The following is a 20,104-nucleotide window of genomic DNA, read 5'->3' on the forward strand; positions in this document are numbered from 1 at the left end:
CCGAATCGGCGGTATGTCGAACACCGACGCCGCGGACGAACCGGACGCCGACCAGTCCGAGTCGATCACGATCTACTCCGACTACGTCTGTCCGTTCTGCTACCTCGGCCGGCAGTCGCTCGCGCGGTATCAGGAGACGCGCGATGAGCCGCTCGAGATCGACTGGCACCCCTTCGACCTCCGGGCGGGCAAGCGCGGTCCGGACGGCGAGATCGACCACGACGCGGACGACGGGAAAGACGAGGCCTACTACGAGCAGGCGCGCGAGAACGTCCGGCGGCTCCAGGAGGAGTACGACGCCGACATGGCACAGGAGCTCCGGACCGACGTGGACTCGCTCCCGGCGCAGATCGTCTCGGTGCACGTGCGAGAGACCGCGCCCGACGCGTGGCTCGCGTTCGACGAGGCCGTCTTCGCGGCGCTGTGGCAGGACGGCCGCGACATCGGCGACCGCGACGTGCTCGCCGACATCGCGGAGGACGTGGACGGGATCGACCCCGCGGTCGTCGACGAGGCGCTCGACGACGACGACCTCCGCGACCGCGTCACCGACCTGTTCACCGCGGCGAGCGAGCGCGGGGTCACCGGCGTCCCGACGTTCGCGTACGACGGCCACGCCGCGCGCGGCGCGGTGCCGCCGGAACAGATCCAGCGGCTCGTCGAAGGGTAATACCGCCGGTTTCGACCGCGACGCGCCTCATTTCTCGGCGTCTCGGTCGCCGTCGCCCCCGTCGCCGACGACACCGGACCCGTCGCCCTCCCCCTCCTCGTCGACGAGCCGATACGACAGGTACACCGCGCCGAGCGCGAGCGCGGTCCCGCCGATCACGTCCGTGAGCCAGTGGATCCCGAGGTACATCGTCGCGATCACCACGCTGATCGCGAGCCACGCGGCGATCGGCGTCCACAGCGGGTACTCGCGGCGGGTCAGGACCGCGAACGTCCCGACGGTCACCGACAGCGACGTGTGCAGCGAGGGGAAGACGTTCGCGGGCTCGTTCACCTCCCCGGTCAGCGCCATGAACGCCGGGTTGTGGGTGAAAAGCAGCGACGTGACCATTTCGGGCATGACGTTGCGCGGGCCGTGCGCGAACACGATCGTGTAGATCACGAGGCCGATCGCGTAGTTGAGCGCGTACGCGACGATCAGCCGTTTCACCGTCGTCGTCCGCGGCAGGGCGAGGTACGCGAAGAACGGGAACGAGAGGAGGAACACGTACCCGTACACGTATATCGCGGAGAAGTACATCGTCAGCCGCGGCGAGGCGAACGTCGCCTGCACCCACGCGACGAAGTTCCCCTCCAGCGCGTAGATGGCCCACGTCAGCTGGAGCCCGAACAGCTCGGAGACCGTCTGGAGCGAGCTCCGACCGATCGCGCTCGCCAGCAGCACCACCACCAGCGCCGCGAGGGGCCGCCGGATCTCCCACAGTCGCTCGCGCAGGTCGTTCCAGAGCGCGTACAGCCGCCGCGGGCCGATGATGGCGACGCCCGCGACGAGGAGGGCGGAACCCACCCACAGCGCGAGCGACCCCGCGACCGACAGGAGCTGGCTCATGTGCTCGGCGCGAGCAGCCGCCCCTCGTCGTCGAATCGGTACCCGGCCTCGCGGAGCCGCTCGCGGGCCGTCTCGGCGTCCAGCGATCCGGACTCGCCGACGAACGGGTGGGTGGGGTCCGCTTCCCGGTCCCCCCACCGGAGGTCCGACGGCACCCACTCCGGGGTGGCGGCGAGCGGCGAGGCGGCGGGCTCGGCGTACCCGTCGAACGCGACGTCGACGAGGGTCCGCTTGTCGATCAGCGACGCGAGGACCCCACGGAACCGCGGGTTCGACAGCGGCGCCCGCCGGGCGTTGTACCCGACGTGGTAGAACCCGCCGGACTCCCCCGTCACGAGCCGCGCGTCGGCCTCCCGCCCGATCCGCGGGACTGAGTCGGGGCCGAGGTTCGAGACGGTCGCGTCCGCGAGCCCGTCGCCGACCGCCTGCACCGCGGCGATGTCCGAGCCCATCACCTCGATCTCCAGCCGGCCGAACGCCGGCTTCCCGCGGAACCGCTCGGGGATCCCCGCCAGCGGGTCCGTCTCGTCGGCGTCCGCGCCGTCGGTCGATCCGCCGCCCGCGTCGCGCACGAGGAAGTGGTCCGGGTTGCGCTCGAAGGCGACCGACTCCTCCGGGGTCGCCTCGGCGAAGCGCACCGGGCCGCTCCCGACCGGGTCCTCGTTGTTCGTCACCACGGCCTCGGTCGTCTCCGCGTCGAACTCGATGCCGGCGATCGTCGCCACGTCGGTCCGCTCCTCCCAGACGTGCTTCGGCAGGATCGGGACCTGGAGCGCGCGCACGCCGACCGCGTCGTTGACGCCGTCGAGCGTCAGCCGGACCGTCCGGTCGTCGACGGCGGTCGCCGCCTCGACGGCGGAGACCCGACCGCGGAACGTCGGCGTCGGCACCGGCGACTCGGTGCCCCCCATCGCGGTGTCCCGGAGGAACTCGTAGGTGAACGCGACGTCTTCGGCGGTCACGGGCTCCCCGTCGTGCCAGTCGGCGTCCCGCAGCGAGACCTCGATCCCCGCGTCGCCGGTCCGCTCCCAGTCGGCGGCGAGCCAGGGGATCGCCTCCCCGCCGTCGACCAGCGCGAGCCGGTCGTACAGCAGGGAGGTGAACGTGCCGTAGCGCCGGTACTCGGCGGCGATCGGGTTCCAGTTCTGCGTGATGCGCTCGTCGGTCGTCACGAGCCGGAGGGTGTCGCCGTCGTCCGTCTCATCGTCCGTGAGCGGGTTGTCGTCGATCAGGTCCTCGTCGGTCTCGTTGCCGTCGATCGTCTCGTTGGCGTCGCCGTCGGCGGTTTCGTTCCCGGTCTCGCTCCCGTCCGCGTCGCCGCCCGCCGCGCCGACGCGCTCCAAGCCCAGCAGCCCGCCGACCGACAGCGGCTGGCGGTTCGTCCAGTTCTCGAAGCGGTCCTCGCGGACCGCCGTGAGCGGGTCGGGGAACGCCACGACGGTGAACGGCTGCAGCTCGGCGAGGGCCCGCTGGAGGTCCGCGGCCGCCTCGCGTCGCTCGTCGCCCTCGGCGCGGCGCTGGCTCGCGAGCAGGTCGTCGACGCCGTTGATGTCGGTGAACCCGAACGGGTTCTGCCACCCCGCCTCGGCGACGAACCGCGAGTGGGTGAACGCGTACATCGCGTCCGGGTCGAACGGCTCCGCCTCCCGGAACTGCCCGACGTACACGTCGAAGTTGTGGTTGATGAGCACCTTCCGCCGGAGGTCGGTGTGCCCGAGGGTGTTGATCCGGGCGTCGATCCCGACCGCGTTCAGGTTCTCAGCGAGGTGTCTCGCGATCCGGATCGCGTTGGGGTCCCTGTCGGCGGGCGGGGCGTTGATCTCCAGGGTCAGCTGCGAGGACCGGTCGCGGCCCGCGATGTTCCGCGTGCGGCCGAGACAGCCGGCGCTCAGGGCCGCGACTCCGACCCCCGCGAGCGTCTCCCGCCGGCTGATCTGCCGCGTCATGCGTTCGTCGACTCTTTCGCCCCTCGCGTATATCTCTTCTGTGGTGTCGCCGTCGGATCGAACTCCCGTATCTCCGTTAATTCGGTCGACTCACCCCCGCGAGCCGCTCAGATCACGTCTGCGAGCGGGAGCGCCAGCCCGACCGCCCACGCGGCCAGCCCCGCCGCGAGCACCGGGCGGTCGCCGGCGGCCCGTCCCAGCGCGACGACGCCGATCGCGGCGAGGAGGGCGACCCGGTGGACGAGGAGGTCGGGCGGCACCGCCACGCCGAGCGCGGCGAAGTCGATCACGAACCCCGCGCCCAGCCCGACAACGACCCCGAGCAGCGCCGCGCTCGGCTCCGAATCGGGGGCCCGCGCGACGACCAGCCCCGGGATCCCGACCGCGATGGCGAGGTACAGCGGGGCGGCGATGAGCTTCGGACCAACCCCCGGATACGCGGTCTCCAGCGCGACGCCAGCGACCCGGACGCCGACGATGACGGCCGCGAGCGCGGCGCCGAGCAGCGCGGCGTCCGCGTGTCGCCCCGCCTCCCGCCGGGCCCGACCCGCGAGCTCGACCGCCGCGGCCCGGGTCCGGCGCCGGAGCAGCGCGCCGGACAGCGTCGCCAGCGCCGCCAGCTCGATCACCGAGACCCAGCCGTCGCTCCACCCGCCCTCGATGCCGCGGTACTCGCGGCTGACCTCGGCGTCGACCCCGCCGCGGATGAACTCGTCTTCCAGCCTGACGGCGGGGGCGTCGATGCCCGGCACCGTGTGGCGGAGCCGGAACCAGTCGTAGTACTCCTCGTGGGCCTGCACCGCGGTGTAGGCGCCGTCCGGCGACTCGTACGCGCGGAGGTGGTCGCGCACGCCGAGGTACGCGCCGTCGTGGAGCTCGAACGTCTCCTCCAGCCAGACGCCGCCGTCCGGCCCCTCCACGTAGCTGTAGCGGTCGGAGCTGTGCGCGTCCGCCCAGTCGCGCTCGACGATCGCCCCCACCTGCTCGGCGTCGCTGGCGGTCGTCGCCGCCGCCTCCGCCTCCTCGGTCTCCTCCCAGTCCGCCCCGGACCGCCCCTCGATCGCCGCGCGCGTCGTCTCCGCGTCGGCGTGGAAGAGGACGTTGATCGCGAGCGTCCGGCCCGCCGGATCGGTGCTCCGGCTCGTGTACGGCCAGAGCCGGTACTCGCCCGCGACCTCGACGAGCGACGCCTCCTCGACCCCCGAGGGCGCCGGCTCCTCGACGGTCGGCGGCGGCGCCTCGTCGCCCGCCCCGGCGAAGAAGCCGGAGGCCGCGAGCCCGACGCCGACCGCGACGAGGAGCGCGACGACGACCGCCGTCCGTTTCATGGGTGGGCTGAAGACGCCGGGAGAGAAACGCCTTTGGGTGGATCCCGGGGTCCGTCGCGTCTTCTGGGGTTCATCCGGTCCCCGGCTCCCCGCTCACCAGGTCTCGACGAACCCCTCCCGCACGTCCTCCGCGCACCCCTCGCAGTCGGGGTGCCCGGACTCGAAACACGACGGTCGTCCCTCGCCGTCGACGGCGACGGCCCGGCGCTCGGCGTGCCGGCGACAGACGATCCGGGCGCGCCCCTCGTCGTCGGTCGGGAGGTCGTACCGCGCCGCCCCCGCGCCGTCGCCCGCGGGATCGTCCTTCGCCTCGGCGTACGCCCGCTTGGCCTCCTCGAACTGCTTGCCCGCCTTGCGGAGCTGTTGGCGGATGACGCGTTCGAGTCGGTCGTCCATGCAGGCCGTACCGGCGCGTCGGATATAGGTCCGTTGGCGATGGGGAGATGATCGGGCCCGGAATGGCGGACCCGGCGTGAGACGTTTATAAGTGGTTGCCAGCGCGGTGAACGCCGCCAAAGCCCCAGCCGCTCGGCTGTACGTTGGTCTCGTTGTTCATAAACGGCCGATCGACGCGATCTCCCCCAAAGCCCCAGTCGCTCGGCTGTACGTTGGTCTCGTTGTTCATAAACGGCCGATCGACACGAACTCCTCCAAAGCCCCAGCCGCGAGGCGGGCGCACGTTCGCTGCGGTCCTCGGTCACTCGCTCCGCTCGTTCCCTGCGGTCCTTGCGTCACCTGCGCCCGCCTCGCGGCTGCCCCTTTGAGTCCCACCCGACCGCACGGCAACCGCACCTCGTACCTCCCCAGCCTCGTCGCTGGCGCCTTATAAGGCGCCAGCGACTCCCTCGTGCGGGCTGCTCGCGCCCTTATAAGGGCGCTCGCAGGCGCACGCCACCGCGCGTCTATTTATAAGCGACCGTTGCGCCAAAACCCACGCCGTTTCGTGAGAGCACTTCACGTGGTACCGTTCCACTTGAAACGGCGCCCGCGCGTGGCTGACGCGCGTCAGACGCCGGGGCGATCGGTCAGCGTCCGGCGATCGGCGCGAATCGGAGATACCGCGGTACGAGGGGTCATACGCGCCGTTTCGTTCACTTTCACCGCGGTTGCGGGATTTTTAATACCGTGAGGAACCAACCGTCGTACGCCTCCCATTGAAACACGACCGGAGGCGGAGACACCCCATGAGCGAACTGCGACAGGAAGCGGAAGCGATAGCGGAACAGTTCTCGGACCACCTAGACGTCGGCGCCGACGAGGTCGAGGAGCGACTGGAGAACCTCGTCAACGAGTACCGCGTCCCCCTCGACGAGGCGCGCCGGAGCGTCACCAACAGCTACCTCGAAGACGCCGGGATGGAGCGCGACGAGCTCGGCCGCGGCGGCAGCGAGTCCGTCCTGGTCAACGAGATCGACGAGGACGAACAGTGGGTCGACCTGCGCGTGGAACTGGTCGACCTCTGGGAGCCCCGCAGCGACTCGATCTCGCAGGTCGGGCTCTTAGGCGACGAGTCGGGCACGATCAAGTTCGTCGCCTTCGAGACCTCCGACCTCCCCGAACTGACGGAGGGGCAGGCGTACGAGCTCTCGAACGTCGTCACCGACGAGTACGAGGGGAGCTACTCGGTGAAGCTCAACCGGACGACGCAGATCACCGAGATCGACGAGGAGATCGAGGTCGGCGACAACGCCGACACCGTCGAGGGAGCCCTCGTGGATATCCAGTCCGGCTCCGGGCTCATCAAGCGCTGCCCCGAGGACGACTGCACGCGCGTCCTCCAGAACGGGCGCTGTTCGGAGCACGGGCAGGTCGAGGGCGAGTTCGACCTCCGGATCAAGGGCGTCCTCGACGACGGCGAGACCGTCACCGAGGTCATCTTCGACCGCGAGGCCACCGAGGAGCTCACCGGGATGGGCCTAGAGGAGGCCAAGGACATGGCGATGGACGCGCTCGACACCACCGTCGTCGCCGAGGAGATGGGCGACGACGTGCTCGGGCGGTACTACCGCGTCACCGGTCCCACCTTCGGCCGGTACGTCCTGGTCGACGAGATGGAGCGTCCCGGCGACGTCGACGTTGAAAGCGCGCTGATCGAAGCGAGGTCGATCTGAGATGAGTCAGAACCAGTCTACCCCCAGCCGAGAGGTCGCCCGGCGCGTGTTCGCGAGCGAGTTCAACGACGCCGGCTACACGTTCACCGAGTCCGACGACGAGCGCGCCCCCGTCTACGCGCTGTTACCGACGGGCGAGTCCTCGAACCGCGTGTTCTTCGTCGGCACCCTCACGGAGAAGGAGGACGTCGGCGAGGACGCCGAGTACTGGCGCGGCCGCATCGTCGACCCGACGGGCACGTTCTTCGTGTACGCCGGCCAGTACCAGCCCGAGGCCGCCTCCAAGCTCCGCGACCTGGAGCCGCCCGCTTACGTCGCAGTCGTGGGGAAGCCCCGGACGTACGAGACCGACGACGGCACCGTCCGGGTCTCCGTCCGCCCCGAGTCGATCACCGAGGTCGACGCCGTCACCCGCGACCGCTGGGTCGCCGAGACGGCCACGCGAACGATCGAACGCGTCGCCGCGTTCGACGACGAGGGCAACGAGTACGCGCGGATGGCCCGCGAGGAGTACGACCTCGACCCCGAGACGTACAAGGACGCCGCGCTGTCGGCCCTCGAGGACCTCGACGAGGGCGACGGCGACGAGCTCGCCGCCGACCCGGCGGACTCGCCGACCGACTCCCCCGCCGGAATCTGAGCGAATCCGTCCCGGTCAGCGACGGTCTCCCGCGGCCGATTTTTCCGAGCCGTCCGAGCCGGTTTCGTCCCCAGCGTCGGCTCCGCCGCCGACGGCCTCGACGCCAGTTATCTCGGCGCGCGCGCCGCCGTCGGGGCCGTTCGTCATCCGGAACGCCCAGCCGTGGGCCTCGACGACCGTGCGGACGATCGTCAGTCCGATTCCGGTGCCGTCGCGCCCCGATTCGTCACCGTCGGACCCGTCGCCGTCGCCGTCGAGCGCTTCCGCCTCGCTCACGTCTACCCCCACGCCGTCGTCGCTGACGGCGAACCCGCCGTCGATCGGGCTCACCGCGACCGCGCTCACCTCGTCGCCGCCGTGCTCGATCGCGTTGCGGAACAGGTTCTCGAAGACGTGCTGGAGCGTCCCCGGATCGGCCCGGATCGCTCCCTCGACGGTCACCGTCAGCGTCGCGTCGCCCGTCTCCACGTGCGACCACGCCGTCCGGGCCAGCGCGCCCAGGTCGATAGACTGCAGGTCGCCGATCGGTCGCCCCTCTCGCGCGAGCAACAGCAGCTGCGTGATGATCGTCTCCATCCGGTCGTGAGCCCCTCGAACCTTCTCGAGCGCGTCCGGCGGCCCGTCCCCCGTCTCGGCCAGCTCGAGGTAGCCCTGCGCGACGCCGAGGGGGTTCCGGAGGTCGTGCGAGACGGTCGCGGAAAACGCCTCCATCCGCTCGTTCTGCCGTTCGAGCTCGCGACGGCGCCGCTCTTGGACGGTCTCGTCCCGGAGGACGACCACCCAGCCGGCGCGGCGGCCGCCCCTGACGAGCGGCTCGACGAACGGGCGGTAGTACGCCGGCTCTCCCTCGGGCCCGGGCACCGCGAGGGGGTCACAGCTCCCTCCCGTGCCGTTCCGGCCGCCGCTTTCCCCCGCGTCGGTCGAGTCGTCGCCGGACTGCGTCTCGATCCGCGCGGCGTCGTCGAGCGAGAACCCGTCGAGCAGCGCCGACAGCCGCACGTCGCTCCCGGGCGACGCGCCGAGGCGGTCGAGGAACGCCCCGCCGCGCTCGTTCGCGTGGACGATCGCCCCGTCGTCGTCGAGGACGAGGAGGGGGTCCGGCGAGTACTTCATCGCGGTCACGTACGCCAGCGGCGGCAGGTCGAAGAGCCGGTACCGGCCGAGCAGCGCGGCGATCGCGACGGTCGAGACCGCGCCCGCGGTCGGGACGAGGTTCATCCGGTCGTCCACGAACGGCGGGACCTCGGCGGCCGTCCCCGCCGCCGCGACGAGCGGGGCCAGGAGCGCCACGCTGATGAGCGCCACCTGCGGGTAGTACGGCCGGCCGACCCGGCGCACCTCCCACACCGCGGTCCCGAGCCCCGCGAACACGAACCCGAGGCTGTACAGCATGAAGAGGGCGAACCCCGGCCCGTCCTCGACCCGCAACACGACCGGATCGCCTTCGATCACCCGTACGCCCGCGACGACCGCGCCGCCCGGATCGGTGACGACGAGGGCGACGAAGACGGCCGGGACGAACAGGACACCGGCGACGGCCCGGAGGGACAGCCACCGCGTTCGGTCGGTGTACGCCGCGATGAACAGGAACATCAGCGCCGGCAACACCGCCGCCGGAACGTGGAGCGCGCGGTAGAACAGCAGCTTCGTCGCCGGGTCGACGTGTAACAGCTTCAGCGCCGACAGCCCCGTCCACCCCGCGGCGGCGAACGCGATCCAGAACAGGAGCGCCACCGTCGGGTCGCGTCGACCGCCGCGGAACGTCGCCGCCGCGTACCCGGCGAGCGCGAAGGCGACGACCGCGGCGAACAGCATCGGTGTCGCGAGGACGGTGGCCTGCCAGCTCACTTCAGAACACTTGCCTCTACCAGCGCTCCGCTCGTACATAAAGGGGCCGTACGCGGGCGCAACGAGGCGCGAACGCGGCGATCAGTACGGTACGACCCCTGACGGTACGGCACCGTCTGACAAACGCTTAAGTGGTCCGGGAAACGAACGGTCCGATAATGGGCAACAAGAACAAGACGATCTCGTTCCGCGTCAACGAGGACGCGTTCGAGACGCTCCGCGACATCGCCGAGGAGCGAGACATCTCGCTGTCGGCGGTCTTCCGGGACTACGTGGATACGCTCGTTGCCCACGACGGTCAGGTCCGGGTCGTTCCGGAGGCGGAGCTCGACAGCATGGGTGAGAGCGGCGAGTCGTTCCCCCCGAAGATCGAGGTCCCGAAAAGCTTCGTCCGCGAACACGAGCGGCTGGAGCTCGAAGCCGATCACCTCCGCGAGCAGCTCGAAGAGCACAAACGCTACGTCAACTATCTCCGCGAGCAGTTGGAGGACGGCGACGAAGAGGTGATCCAGCTCGAGGACCTCGACGGCGAGCCCGACGAACCCTCCTTCCGACTCGGATAGTCGACGGCGCGTCGCTCCGCTCCTTTCTCTCCCTCTCCCTTTCCCTCCCCTCCCCTCCCGCAGTCCCTTTTCCCCGCCAGCCGCGCCGCCGATCGCCGAGAAACCTACTCGATCGTTCGGTACTGTTCCGCGAAACGCCGATATTGGCGAAAATATTGCCGGTCGTGGGCTTGTTTGTTCAAAAACGTCCGATTCTATCCGGTTCTGATGGACGGTTTCTCACGCCTCCCATCGATTTCTGACTATAATAAACTATTTACGAAAACCATAATACCCGGGCGGCGAACCGTTCGTGTATGAAGAGGTGGGCTCGACCGTGAGCGTGTTTGACAGGGCGTACGACGATCCGGTCCGTGTACTCGACGAGGACGGCGAGGTCGTCGGCGATGTGCCCGACCTCGACGACGAGGAGCTCGTCGGGATCTACCGGCACATGCGGCTGGCGCGGCACTTCGACGGGCGCGCCGTGAGCCTCCAGCGGCAGGGGCGAATGGGGACCTACCCGCCGCTGTCCGGGCAGGAGGGCGCACAGATCGGCTCCGCGACCGCGCTCGACGAGGGCGACTGGATGGTCCCCTCGTACCGCGAGCACGGCGCCGCCCTGGTCCGCGGGCTCCCCCTGAAACAGACCCTGCTCTACTGGATGGGCCACGAGGCGGGCAACGCGACGCCGGAGGACGTCAACGTGTTCCCGGTCGCGGTCCCCATCGCCTCGCAGGTCCCGCACGCGACCGGCGCGGCGTGGGCGTCGAAGCTCCGCGGCGAGAACGACGCGTTCCTCTGTTACTTCGGCGACGGTGCGACCAGCGAGGGCGACTTCCACGAGGGGGTCAACTTCGCGGGCGTGTTCGACACCCCGACGGTGTTCTTCTGTAACAACAACCAGTGGGCCATCTCCGTGCCGCGCGAGCGGCAGACCCGGAGCGCGACGCTGGCCCAGAAGGCGGAGGCGTACGGGATCGACGGCGTCCAGGTAGACGGGATGGACCCGCTGGCGGTGTACAGCGTCACGCGGGCGGCCGTCGAGAAGGCGCGCGACCCCGACGCGGACCGCCCGCGGCCGACGCTGATCGAGGCGGTCCAGTATCGGTTCGGCGCGCACACGACCGCCGACGACCCGACCGTCTACCGCGACGACGACGAGGTCGAGCGGTGGAAGCGGAAGGACCCGATCCCCCGGCTGGAGGCGTACCTCCGATCGGAGGGCATCCTCGACGACGAGCGCGTCGCCGAGATCGAGACGCTCGTCGAGACCCGGGTGGCGGAGGCCATCGAAGCGGCCGAGTCGGAGGCGCGCCCGAAGCCGGAAGAGATGTTCAAGCACGCGTACGCGGAGCTCCCGCCGGAGCTGGAGCGGCAGTACGAGGAGTTCGCGGCGTTCCGCGAAGCGCACGGCGACGAGGCGTTCCTGGAGGAGTAAATGAGCGAGACACAGAACCTCACCGTGGTACAGGCGGTCCGAGACGGATTGTACACCGAGATGCGCGAGGACGACGACGTCCTCGTGATGGGACAGGACGTGGGGAAGAACGGCGGCGTCTTCCGCGCGACCGAAGGGCTGTTCGACGAGTTCGGCGGCGACCGCGTCGTCGACACCCCGCTCGCGGAGTCGGGGATCGTCGGCTGTGCGGTCGGCATGGCCGCGATGGGCCTCAAGCCCGTCCCCGAGATCCAGTTCTCCGGGTTCATGTACCCCGGCTTCGACCAGATCGTCTCCCACATGGCCCGGTTCCGGACCCGAAGCCGGGGGCGGTTCAACCTCCCGATGACCCTCCGTGCCCCCTACGGCGGCGGGATCCGGGCGCCCGAACACCACTCCGAGTCGAAGGAGGCGTTTTACGCCCACGAGGCCGGGCTGAAGGTCGTCATTCCCTCCACCCCGTACGACGCGAAGGGGCTGTTGGCGGCGTCGATCCGCGACCCCGACCCGGTGATCTTCCTCGAACCGAAGCTCATCTACCGGGCGTTCCGCGACGAGGTGCCCGAGGAGCCGTACACCGTCCCCATCGGCGAGGCGGCCACCCGCCGCGAGGGCGGCGACGTGGCGGTGTTCACCTACGGCGCCATGACGCGCCCGACGCTGGAGGCGGCCGAGACGCTCGCCGAGGAGGGGATCGAGTGCGAGGTCGTCGACCTCCGCACCGTCTCGCCGCTCGACCGCGAGGCGATCGTCGAGGCGTTCGAGGCCACCGGGCGCGCCGTCGTCGTCCACGAGGCCCCGAAGACCGGCGGGCTCGCCGGGGAGATCACGGCGATCATCCAGGAGGAGGCGCTGTTGTACCAGGAGGCGCCGGTGAAGCGCGTCACCGGCTTCGACGCGCCCTACCCGCTGTACGCCTTAGAGGACTATTACCTCCCGTCCGCGACCCGGATCGAGGAGGGTATCAGGGAGGCGGTGGAGTTCTGACCATGCCGGTCAAAGAGTTCAAACTGCCCGACGTGGGCGAAGGCGTCGCCGAGGGCGAGCTCGTCTCGTGGCTCGTCGCGCCCGGCGACCGCGTCGAGGAGGACCAGCCGGTCGCGGAGGTCGAGACCGACAAGGCGCTCGTCGAGGTCCCGTCGAGCTACGACGGGACCGTCGAGGAGCTGTTCGTCGAGGAGGGGGACGTTGTCCCCGTCGGCGACGTGATCATCTCGTTCCGCGTCGGGGAGGACGACGGAGACGCCGGAGGGGAGGCTGACGGCGCCGACGCGGCTCCGGGCGACGAGCCGAGGGGCGAGGCGGAAGGGTCGGAACCGGGCGCGGCTGACGCCGACCCCGACGCCGCCGACGGTGACTCCGAACCGGCCACCTCGTCCGGCCGAACCTTCGCGCCGCCCTCCGCCCGCCGGCTCGCACGCGAACTCGGCGTCGACATCGCGGCGGTCGACGGGAGCGGCCCCGGCGGCCGGATCAGCGAGGCCGACGTGCGGGCGCACGCCGAGGGCGGCGGAGGCGACGACGCGGGCGATTCCGGCTCCGACGAGGCGCCGGCGCCGACCCCGACCGACGTGGGATCCGGCGGCCGGAAATCCGCCGTGAAAAAGCGCGGCGAGGACGGCTCCGCGGGCTCCGCGTCGACTGCAGCGCCGTCTGCCGGAGCACCCGAACCAGCCGGCCGCGAGACGACGCTCGCGACGCCCGCGACTCGGAAGGTCGCCCGCGAGCTCGGCGTCGACATCGACGACGTGCCGACCGACGAGACCCGGGACGGCGAGGCGTTCGTCACCGGCGAGGACGTTCGCGCGTACGCCGAGGCGCTGGAGTCGGGGACGGCGGCCGACTCGGCCACCGAACCCGAACCAGTCGACGTCGACGCCGGCGGTGCCGCCGCGGGCTCCGCGACGGCAGGCGCCGGTGCGACGACCGGCACCGGTGTGACCGACGCCGATGCGACGACCGGTTCGGCTGACGAGACCGTCCCCTACCGCGGGGTGCGGCGCACCATCGGGAAGCAGATGGAGCGCTCAAAGTTCACCGCCCCGCACGTCACCCACCACGACACAGCCGAGGTCGATGCTCTCGTGGAAGCTCGCGAGGAGCTGAAACCCCGGGCGGAGGAGGCGGGCGTGCGGCTCACCTACATGCCGTTCGTGATGAAGGCGATCGTCGCGGGGCTGAAGGAGTACCCGTACCTCAACAGCGAGCTCCGCGAGGACGACGAGGAGATCGTGTTGAAAAAGGAGTACAACCTCGGGATCGCCGTCGCGACCGACGCCGGGCTGATGGTGCCGGTCGTCGAGGACGTCGACGAGAAGGGGCTCTTCGAGCTGGCCGCGGAGGTCAGCGACCTCGCCGCCCGCGCCCGCGAGCGCAAGCTCAAGCCGGCGGAGATGAAGGGCGGCACGTTCTCGATCACCAACTTCGGCGCCATCGGCGGGGAGTACGCCACGCCGATCATCAACTACCCAGAGACCGCGATCTTAGGGCTGGGCGCCATCGAGGAGCGCCCCGTCGCCCGCGACGGCGAGGTCGTCGCGGCGCCGACCCTGCCGCTGTCGCTGTCGATCGACCACCGCGTGATCGACGGCGCGGTCGCGGCCGAGTTCGCGAACACCGTGATGGAACACCTTGAACACCCGCTGCTACTGTTGACTCAATAATGGTCGTCGGAGACGTCACAACCGGAACGGAGGTACTGGTGATCGGCGCGGGACCGGGCGGCTACGTCGCCGCCATCCGCGCCGCACAGGAGGGGCTCGACACGACCCTCGTCGAGAAGGACGCCTACGGGGGGGTCTGTCTCAACCGCGGCTGTATCCCCTCGAAGGCGCTGATCACGGGGTCGGGGCTCGCCCACGAGGCCGGCAACGCCGAGTCGATGGGGATCCACGCGGACCCCGCCGTCGACATGGGGAAGATGGTCGAGTGGAAGGACGGGGTCGTCGACCGGCTCACCGGCGGCGTCGAGAAGCTCTGTAAGGCCAACGGCGTCAACCTGATCGAGGGCGAGGCGTCGTTCGTCGACGAGCACACCGCCCGCGTCGCGCACGGCGGCGAGGGACAGGGGTCCGAGTCGATCGAGTTCGAGCACGCGATCGTCGCGACCGGGTCGCGCCCGATCCAGATCCCCGGCTTCGAGTTCGCCGCGGACCACGTCTGGAGCTCCGCCGAGGCGCTCGACGCCGACACGGTCCCGGACCGGCTCGGGATCGTCGGCGGCGGGTACATCGGCATGGAGCTGGCGACCACGTACGCGAAGCTCGGCGCCGACGTGACGGTCGTCGAGATGCTCGACGACATCCTCGACCCCTACGAGGACGACGTGAAGCGGATCGTCCGCAAGCGCGCCGAGGAGCTGGGCGTCGAGTTCCACTTCGGCGAGGGCGCGAGCGAGTGGTCCGAGGGCGCCGACGGCGGCTATCTCCTCCACACGGAGACGGAGGACGGAGAGGAGTCGACATACGGCGTCGACAAGATCCTCGTCGCGGTCGGGCGTCAGCCGGTCACGGACGGGCTCGACTTAGGGAACGCCGGGATCGAGACCGACGACCGCGGGTTCGTCGAGACGGACGACCGCACCCGCACCGCGGTCGACCATATTCACGCCGTCGGCGACGTGGCTGGCGACCCGATGCTCGCGCACGCGGCCTCGACGGAGGGGATCGTCGCCGCCGAGGTGATCGCGGGCGAGCCGGCCGCGATGGACCAGCAGGCGATCCCCGCGGCTGTCTTCACCGACCCCGAGATCGGGACGGTGGGGCTGACCGAGGAAGCGGCGGAAGCGGAGGGGTTCGAGCCCGCGGTCGGCGAGATGCCCTTCAACGCCTCCGGCCGCGCGATGACGACCGGCCACACCGAGGGGTTCGTCCGGATCGTCGCCGACGACGAGACCGGCTTCGTGCTCGGCGCGCAGATCGTCGGCCCGGAGGCTTCGGAGCTGATCGCCGAGGTCGCGCTCGCGATCGAGATGGGCGCGACGCTGGAGGACGTGGCGGCGACGGTCCACACCCACCCGACGCTCGCGGAGGCGGTGATGGAGGCAGCGGAGAACGCCCGCGGGCAGGCGATTCACACGCTGAACCGGTAAGGCAGGGACCGGTCTCGGTTCGAGGACCCGTCGGTTCAGTCTCTGCCCGCCGGAACTTTGTGACGCCGGTACGGACACGCTGTCACTGATCGTGTTCGACGAGGTTTTCGACCTGATCGCCGACGCCGTCCTCGGGTTCGTCCCGAACGTCGTCTTGGGCGCCCTGACGCTGCTCGTGGGTCTCGCGATGACCGCGATCGGGATCGCCACGGTGGGAGAGCCCGGACTGTGGGGGGAAGTGCTGACCGTCGTTGGTCTGTCGGCGGTCGTCGGCGTCCTGGCTCTCCGGTACCGATAGCGAGTCGCGTCGGTCGCGCTCGATTCGGACCCGACACTCGCGGGAGAATCCGATGGTCACCCCAGAAACAGACGCGCCTGACCCTTTGGCCGACGCGCTGGCCGTCTAGGTCGACGCGCCGGACCGTTTACGCCGACGCGTCGTAGCCCGCCTCGCTCACCGCGCTCACCAAGGCATCCGGGTCGGCGTCGCCCTCGACGGTCGCCGAGTCGCTCTCGCGGTCCGCGGTCGCGCTCTCGACGCCGTCGACGCCCTCCAGCGCCTCTGTGACGCTCTGTTCGCAGTGTCCACACGACATTCCCTCGACCGTGATCGTCCGGCTCATGACACGTACCGATACGGCGGGTAGATGTTTGTCGTTTTCTGCTTCGGGACTGCGGCTCGACGACCGCCTCGACTTTGGAATCCGAACCGTCACGCCCAACCGTCTTATATATCCGGTGCGTACCGCGAGCCATGCGCGACCTCGACGAGACGGACTTGCAGATCCTGTCGCTGCTGGCCGACGACGCCCGCCGGGCGTTCAGCGAGATCGGCGAACGGGTGGGGCTCTCCGGGCCCGCGGTCTCGGACCGCGTCACGCGGCTACAGGAGGCCGGCATCATCGAGGGGTTCACGGTCGATGTCGACCGGACGAAGCTGCGCGCCGGGGTGCCGGTGCTGATCGACGTGGCGCTGCCGCCGAACCGCCCCGAGGCGCTCGACGCGGCGCGGGATCGGGTCCGGGACGCCGACGCGGTCGAGCACGTGTTCGTCACGGCCGAGGGCGACCTCCGGGTGTACGCCCGCGTGGAGGGTCGGAACGCGAGGGAGTGGGTGCAGGGATTGTTCGAGGGGGTCACCGTCGACGACTACGCGGTCACCCTGGTCGACGAGTTCGAGTGGACGCCCTCGATCGAGGGCGTGGAGTTCGCGTTGACCTGCGCGGAGTGTTCCAACACCGTCGACAGCGAGGGCGAGACGGCGCGGATCGACGGCGAGGTGTACCACTTCTGCTGTTCCTCCTGCCTGTCGCGGTTTCGAGAGCGGTACCAGCGGTTGGAGGAAGGGGTATAATCTGACGGGGCGGCTGTTTATAAGTCGTTTTTTGACGGTGAAGACCTCCAAAGCCCCAGCCGCGAAGCGGGCGCACGCTCGCTGCGCTCCTCACTCGGTCGCTCACGCTGTTCGCTCCCTTGTTGCGGTGCTTACATCGTCATCAGAACGCGAAGCGTTCTGATTGGCTCACGAGAGCTCCGCTCTCGTGAACGCCTGCGCCCGCTTCGCGGCTGCCCCTTTGAGTCCCCCCCGCACAGCGACCGCAGCCTCACACCTCCCCAGCCTCGTCGCTGGCGCCTTATAAGGCGCCAGCGACTCCCTCGCGCGTACACCTCGCGCCCTTCGGGCGCTCGGCGGCACGCGCCACCGCCTTTTTAAATCGCTGCTGTCGACCCATCTGCGCTCGTCTCTCACAATCCTGCTCTACCGGCACTTTAGAATCCAAGATTTCGACCCGCTCGAAGCATGGGTTGCGAAGCAGAAAACCGCCTAAGGGGGGAACCCGTAGTAGTACACATGCCAACGAGAACAGCCCATCTGAACGTCACGGGGATGTCCTGCGCCAACTGCTCGGCGACGATCGAGGACGCCCTCGACGATCTTGACGGGGTGGCGTCGGCGAACGCCAACTACGCCACCGACGAGGGCTCCGTCGAGTACGACCCCGAGGCGGTGTCGCTCGGCGAGATCTACGCGGCGATCGAGTCGGCGGGCTACGGCGCCGTGAGCGAGACCGTCACGGTCGCGATCACGGACATGTCCTGTGCGAACTGCGCGGAGACCAACGCGGAGGCCCTGGAGTCGACGCCCGGCGTGATCGAGGCGACGGTGAACTACGCGACCGACGAGGCGCAGGTCCGGTACAACCCCGCGGACGCCTCGCTCGGCGACCTTTACGACGCGATCGAGTCGGCGGGCTACTCGCCGGTTCGGGAGGGTGGCGGGAGCGGCGGTGAGGGGGACGGAGAGGAATCCGGGGACGGCGCCGGAGCGAGCGGGACGGGCGACGCCGGGCAGGACGCCCGCGACGCCGCCCGCGAGGAGGAGATCCGCAGACAGCTCCGACTGACCCTGTTCGGCGCGGTCCTCTCGCTGCCGCTGCTGGTGTTTATGACGGATCACCTGCTGTTCGGCGGCGAGGTGTTCCCCGAGACCGTCTTCGGCGTCCGGATCGGGTTGGTCCAGTTCCTGCTCGCGACGCCCGTGCAGGTCGTCCTCGGGCGCCCGTTCTACAGGAACTCCTACAAGGCGCTCGTGACGAACGGGCGCGCCAACATGGACGTGCTGATCGCGCTCGGCTCCACGACCGCGTACGTCTACTCGGTCGCGGCGCTGTCGGGCGCGATCGCCGGGAGCCTCTACTTCGACACGGCCGCGTTCATCCTCGTGTTCATCACGCTCGGCAACTACCTGGAGGCCCGCTCGAAGGGCCGGGCCGGCGAGGCGCTCCGGAAGCTGCTGGAGATGGAGGCGGACCGGGCCACGCTCGTCGAGGAGGACGGGACGGAGCGCGAGGTGCCCGTCGACGAGGTCGAAGTCGGCGACCGGATGAAGGTCCGCCCGGGCGAGAAGGTCCCGACCGACGGGGTCGTCGTCGACGGCCAGAGCGCGGTCGACGAGTCGATGGTGACCGGCGAGTCGGTCCCCGTCGAGAAGGGCGAGGGCGACGAGGTCGTCGGGGCGACGGTGAACGAGAACGGGGTGCTCGTGGTCGAGGCGACGAAGGTCGGCGCCGACACCGCGCTCCAGCAGATCGTCCGCACCGTGAAGGAGGCGCAGTCGCGCCAGCCCGACATCCAGAACCTCGCCGACCGCATCTCGGCGTACTTCGTCCCGGCGGTCATCGCCAACGCCCTGCTGTGGGGGACCGTCTGGTTCCTCTTCCCGGAGGCGCTCGCCGGGTTCGTGAACGCGCTCCCGCTGTGGGACCTCGTCGCCGGCGGTCCCGCGGTCGCCGGCGGGGCGGTCTCGGTCTCCGAGTTCGCGGTCGTCGTGTTCGCCTCCGCGGTGCTCATCGCCTGTCCCTGCGCGCTCGGGCTGGCGACGCCCGCCGCGACGATGGTCGGGACGACGATCGGCGCCGGACACGGGATCCTGTTCAAGGGCGGCGACGTGCTCGAACGCGCCAAGGACGTCGACACCGTCGTCTTCGACAAGACCGGGACCCTCACCGAGGGCGAGATGGAGCTGACCGACGTGGTCGCCTTCGACCGCGACGGCAACGTGATCCCGGACGACGACCCGGCCCCGGACGGGGGCACGGCGCAGCGGCGGGAGGGCGACGACGGCCTCATCGCCCCCGAAGCCGGCTCGGGTCCCGACCGCGACCCGGAGACGGAGGTGCTCCGGCTCGCCGCGGCCGCCGAGCGCGGGAGCGAACACCCCCTCGCCCGCGCCATCGTCGACGGGGCGCGCGAGCGCGGACTGGAGATCCCCGAGCCGGACGGCTTCGAGAACGTCCCCGGCCACGGGGTCCGCGCGACCGTCGGGTCGGACGGGCCCGACCGCGGCAGCGAGGTGCTGGTCGGCAACCGGAAGCTGCTGCGCGACAACGGGATCGATCCGTCTCCCGCCGCCGAAGAGATGGAACGCTTGGAGAGCGAGGGGAAGACGGCGATGCTCGTCGCCCGCGTGCCCGCCGGCGCGAACGAGGGCCGGCTCGTCGGGATCGTCGCCGACGCGGACACCGTGAAGCCGAGCGCGGCGGACGCCGTGGCGGCCCTCAAGGACCGCGGCATCGACGTGATGCTGATCACGGGCGACAACGAGCGCACCGCCCGCGCGGTCGCCGAGCGGGTCGGTATCGACCCCGCGAACGTCAGGGCCGAGGTCCTCCCCGAGGACAAGTCGGCGGCCGTCGAGTCGATCCAGGCCGACGGCCGGCAGGCGATGATGGTCGGCGACGGGGTCAATGACGCGCCCGCGCTCGCGGTCGCGTACGTCGGCACCGCCATCGGGAGCGGCACGGACGTGGCCATCGAGGCCGCGGACGTGACGCTGATGCGCGACGACCCGCTCGACGTGGCGAAGGCGATCCGGGTCTCGGACGCGACGCTCCAGAAGATCAAACAGAACCTCGTGTGGGCGCTCGGCTACAACACGCTGATGATCCCGCTGGCGTCGCTCGGCCTGCTCCAGCCCGCGCTGGCCGCGGGGGCGATGGCGCTATCCAGCGTGAGCGTGCTCACCAACAGCCTGCTGTTCCGCCGGTACGACCCCGACCGCGACTACCGGCTGCTCGGTCGGCTGCGGTGAGCGAGGCGG

17 protein-coding genes are annotated in these 20,104 nt (G+C 70.3%); 11 read left to right on the plus strand and 6 right to left on the minus strand.

Features of this window, described 5'->3' with window-relative positions; all coding sequences use genetic code 11:
* Positions 1 to 13: 13 nt before the first annotated feature.
* Positions 14 to 670 (plus strand): DsbA family protein, encoded by a 657-nt coding sequence (locus JIN95_RS15680; RefSeq protein WP_200532064.1) that lies wholly within the window; start codon positions 14 to 16, stop codon positions 668 to 670.
* Positions 671 to 697: 27 nt separating this feature from the next.
* Here JIN95_RS15680 and JIN95_RS15685 read toward each other — a convergent pair whose 3' ends face one another.
* The 4 genes from JIN95_RS15685 to JIN95_RS15700 form a co-directional block, all read right to left on the minus strand.
* Positions 698 to 1,558: a phosphatase PAP2 family protein gene (locus JIN95_RS15685; RefSeq protein ID WP_095635579.1), complete on the minus strand. Its 861-nt coding sequence runs from the start codon at positions 1,556 to 1,558 to the stop codon at positions 698 to 700.
* The gene (locus JIN95_RS15690) at positions 1,555 to 3,504 is read right to left on the minus strand and encodes an ABC transporter substrate-binding protein (protein WP_200532065.1); all 1,950 of its coding nucleotides are present in this window, start codon (positions 3,502 to 3,504) and stop codon (positions 1,555 to 1,557) included. Before JIN95_RS15690 ends, JIN95_RS15685 begins: the two co-directional genes overlap by 4 nt.
* A gap of 107 nt (positions 3,505 to 3,611) precedes the next feature.
* On the minus strand, positions 3,612 to 4,832 hold the full coding sequence (locus JIN95_RS15695) for a hypothetical protein (protein ID WP_200532066.1): 1,221 nt from the start codon (positions 4,830 to 4,832) through the stop codon (positions 3,612 to 3,614).
* Positions 4,833 to 4,925: 93 nt separating this feature from the next.
* A complete protein-coding gene (locus tag JIN95_RS15700; RefSeq protein WP_095635576.1) occupies positions 4,926 to 5,228 on the minus strand; it encodes a hypothetical protein in 303 nt (100 codons plus the stop codon).
* Positions 5,229 to 6,016: 788 nt separating this feature from the next.
* Between JIN95_RS15700 and JIN95_RS15705 the strand changes: the two genes are divergently transcribed.
* Both JIN95_RS15705 and JIN95_RS15710 read left to right on the plus strand, forming a co-directional pair.
* Complete coding sequence (locus JIN95_RS15705) at positions 6,017 to 6,943, plus strand: replication factor A (protein WP_095635575.1); 927 nt, start codon at positions 6,017 to 6,019, stop codon at positions 6,941 to 6,943.
* Position 6,944: 1 nt separating this feature from the next.
* A complete protein-coding gene (locus JIN95_RS15710) occupies positions 6,945 to 7,583 on the plus strand; it encodes a DNA-binding protein (RefSeq protein WP_095635574.1) in 639 nt (212 codons plus the stop codon).
* A gap of 15 nt (positions 7,584 to 7,598) precedes the next feature.
* On the opposite strand, the gene JIN95_RS15715 is transcribed toward JIN95_RS15710, so the two are convergent.
* Entirely contained in the window at positions 7,599 to 9,470 is a 1,872-nt protein-coding gene (locus JIN95_RS15715; RefSeq protein WP_200532067.1) for a histidine kinase N-terminal 7TM domain-containing protein, read from the minus strand.
* Between the two features lie 119 nt (positions 9,471 to 9,589).
* On the opposite strand from JIN95_RS15715, the gene JIN95_RS15720 reads away from it, so the two are divergent.
* The 6 genes from JIN95_RS15720 (at position 9,590) to JIN95_RS15745 (ending at position 15,802) form a co-directional block, all read left to right on the plus strand.
* The gene (locus JIN95_RS15720) at positions 9,590 to 9,994 is read left to right on the plus strand and encodes a hypothetical protein (protein WP_004048800.1); all 405 of its coding nucleotides are present in this window, start codon (positions 9,590 to 9,592) and stop codon (positions 9,992 to 9,994) included.
* A gap of 316 nt (positions 9,995 to 10,310) precedes the next feature.
* Positions 10,311 to 11,414 carry a pyruvate dehydrogenase (acetyl-transferring) E1 component subunit alpha gene (gene pdhA / locus JIN95_RS15725; RefSeq protein WP_200532068.1) on the plus strand — a complete coding sequence of 368 codons (1,104 nt, stop codon included), beginning with the start codon at positions 10,311 to 10,313 and terminating at the stop codon, positions 11,412 to 11,414.
* Positions 11,415 to 12,401 (plus strand): alpha-ketoacid dehydrogenase subunit beta, encoded by a 987-nt coding sequence (locus JIN95_RS15730; protein ID WP_095635572.1) that lies wholly within the window; start codon positions 11,415 to 11,417, stop codon positions 12,399 to 12,401. It begins immediately after the preceding gene.
* A 2-nt stretch (positions 12,402 to 12,403) separates the two neighbouring features.
* Complete coding sequence (locus JIN95_RS15735) at positions 12,404 to 14,077, plus strand: 2-oxo acid dehydrogenase subunit E2 (RefSeq protein WP_200532069.1); 1,674 nt, start codon at positions 12,404 to 12,406, stop codon at positions 14,075 to 14,077.
* Entirely contained in the window at positions 14,077 to 15,504 is a 1,428-nt protein-coding gene (gene lpdA / locus JIN95_RS15740) for a dihydrolipoyl dehydrogenase (protein ID WP_200532070.1), read from the plus strand. The genes JIN95_RS15735 and lpdA overlap by 1 nt, the downstream gene beginning before the upstream one ends.
* A gap of 91 nt (positions 15,505 to 15,595) precedes the next feature.
* Positions 15,596 to 15,802, plus strand: coding sequence for a hypothetical protein (locus JIN95_RS15745; protein ID WP_095635569.1), 207 nt, complete (start codon positions 15,596 to 15,598; stop codon positions 15,800 to 15,802).
* Between the two features lie 127 nt (positions 15,803 to 15,929).
* Here the strand turns inward: JIN95_RS15745 and JIN95_RS15750 are convergent, their stop codons facing one another.
* Positions 15,930 to 16,127 carry a heavy-metal-associated domain-containing protein gene (locus JIN95_RS15750; RefSeq protein ID WP_095635568.1) on the minus strand — a complete coding sequence of 66 codons (198 nt, stop codon included), beginning with the start codon at positions 16,125 to 16,127 and terminating at the stop codon, positions 15,930 to 15,932.
* Positions 16,128 to 16,258: 131 nt separating this feature from the next.
* Here JIN95_RS15750 and JIN95_RS15755 point away from each other — a divergent pair, with 131 nt between their 5' ends.
* Both JIN95_RS15755 and JIN95_RS15760 read left to right on the plus strand, forming a co-directional pair.
* Positions 16,259 to 16,858: an AsnC family transcriptional regulator gene (locus JIN95_RS15755; protein WP_200532071.1), complete on the plus strand. Its 600-nt coding sequence runs from the start codon at positions 16,259 to 16,261 to the stop codon at positions 16,856 to 16,858.
* A gap of 498 nt (positions 16,859 to 17,356) precedes the next feature.
* Entirely contained in the window at positions 17,357 to 20,095 is a 2,739-nt protein-coding gene (locus tag JIN95_RS15760; RefSeq protein ID WP_200532072.1) for a heavy metal translocating P-type ATPase, read from the plus strand.
* The last annotated feature ends 9 nt before the right edge of the window (positions 20,096 to 20,104 follow it).

The organism is Halorubrum sp. LN27, from assembly GCF_016635065.1.
Lineage (GTDB): Archaea > Halobacteriota > Halobacteria > Halobacteriales > Haloferacaceae > Halorubrum > Halorubrum salipaludis.

Excerpts from the sequence above, each read along its gene's own strand:
- JIN95_RS15680 (WP_200532064.1), top strand. The coding sequence starts at position 14 with ATGTCGAACACCGACGCCGCGGACGAACCGGACGCCGACCAGTCCGAG.
- JIN95_RS15685 (WP_095635579.1), bottom strand. The coding sequence starts at position 1,558 with ATGAGCCAGCTCCTGTCGGTCGCGGGGTCGCTCGCGCTGTGGGTGGGT.
- JIN95_RS15690 (WP_200532065.1), bottom strand. The coding sequence starts at position 3,504 with ATGACGCGGCAGATCAGCCGGCGGGAGACGCTCGCGGGGGTCGGAGTC.
- JIN95_RS15695 (WP_200532066.1), bottom strand. The coding sequence starts at position 4,832 with ATGAAACGGACGGCGGTCGTCGTCGCGCTCCTCGTCGCGGTCGGCGTC.
- JIN95_RS15700 (WP_095635576.1), bottom strand. The coding sequence starts at position 5,228 with ATGGACGACCGACTCGAACGCGTCATCCGCCAACAGCTCCGCAAGGCG.
- JIN95_RS15705 (WP_095635575.1), top strand. The coding sequence starts at position 6,017 with ATGAGCGAACTGCGACAGGAAGCGGAAGCGATAGCGGAACAGTTCTCG.
- JIN95_RS15710 (WP_095635574.1), top strand. The coding sequence starts at position 6,945 with ATGAGTCAGAACCAGTCTACCCCCAGCCGAGAGGTCGCCCGGCGCGTG.
- JIN95_RS15715 (WP_200532067.1), bottom strand. The coding sequence starts at position 9,470 with ATGTACGAGCGGAGCGCTGGTAGAGGCAAGTGTTCTGAAGTGAGCTGG.
- JIN95_RS15720 (WP_004048800.1), top strand. The coding sequence starts at position 9,590 with ATGGGCAACAAGAACAAGACGATCTCGTTCCGCGTCAACGAGGACGCG.
- JIN95_RS15730 (WP_095635572.1), top strand. The coding sequence starts at position 11,415 with ATGAGCGAGACACAGAACCTCACCGTGGTACAGGCGGTCCGAGACGGA.
- JIN95_RS15735 (WP_200532069.1), top strand. The coding sequence starts at position 12,404 with ATGCCGGTCAAAGAGTTCAAACTGCCCGACGTGGGCGAAGGCGTCGCC.
- lpdA (WP_200532070.1), top strand. The coding sequence starts at position 14,077 with ATGGTCGTCGGAGACGTCACAACCGGAACGGAGGTACTGGTGATCGGC.
- JIN95_RS15750 (WP_095635568.1), bottom strand. The coding sequence starts at position 16,127 with ATGAGCCGGACGATCACGGTCGAGGGAATGTCGTGTGGACACTGCGAA.
- JIN95_RS15755 (WP_200532071.1), top strand. The coding sequence starts at position 16,259 with ATGCGCGACCTCGACGAGACGGACTTGCAGATCCTGTCGCTGCTGGCC.
- JIN95_RS15760 (WP_200532072.1), top strand. The coding sequence starts at position 17,357 with ATGCCAACGAGAACAGCCCATCTGAACGTCACGGGGATGTCCTGCGCC.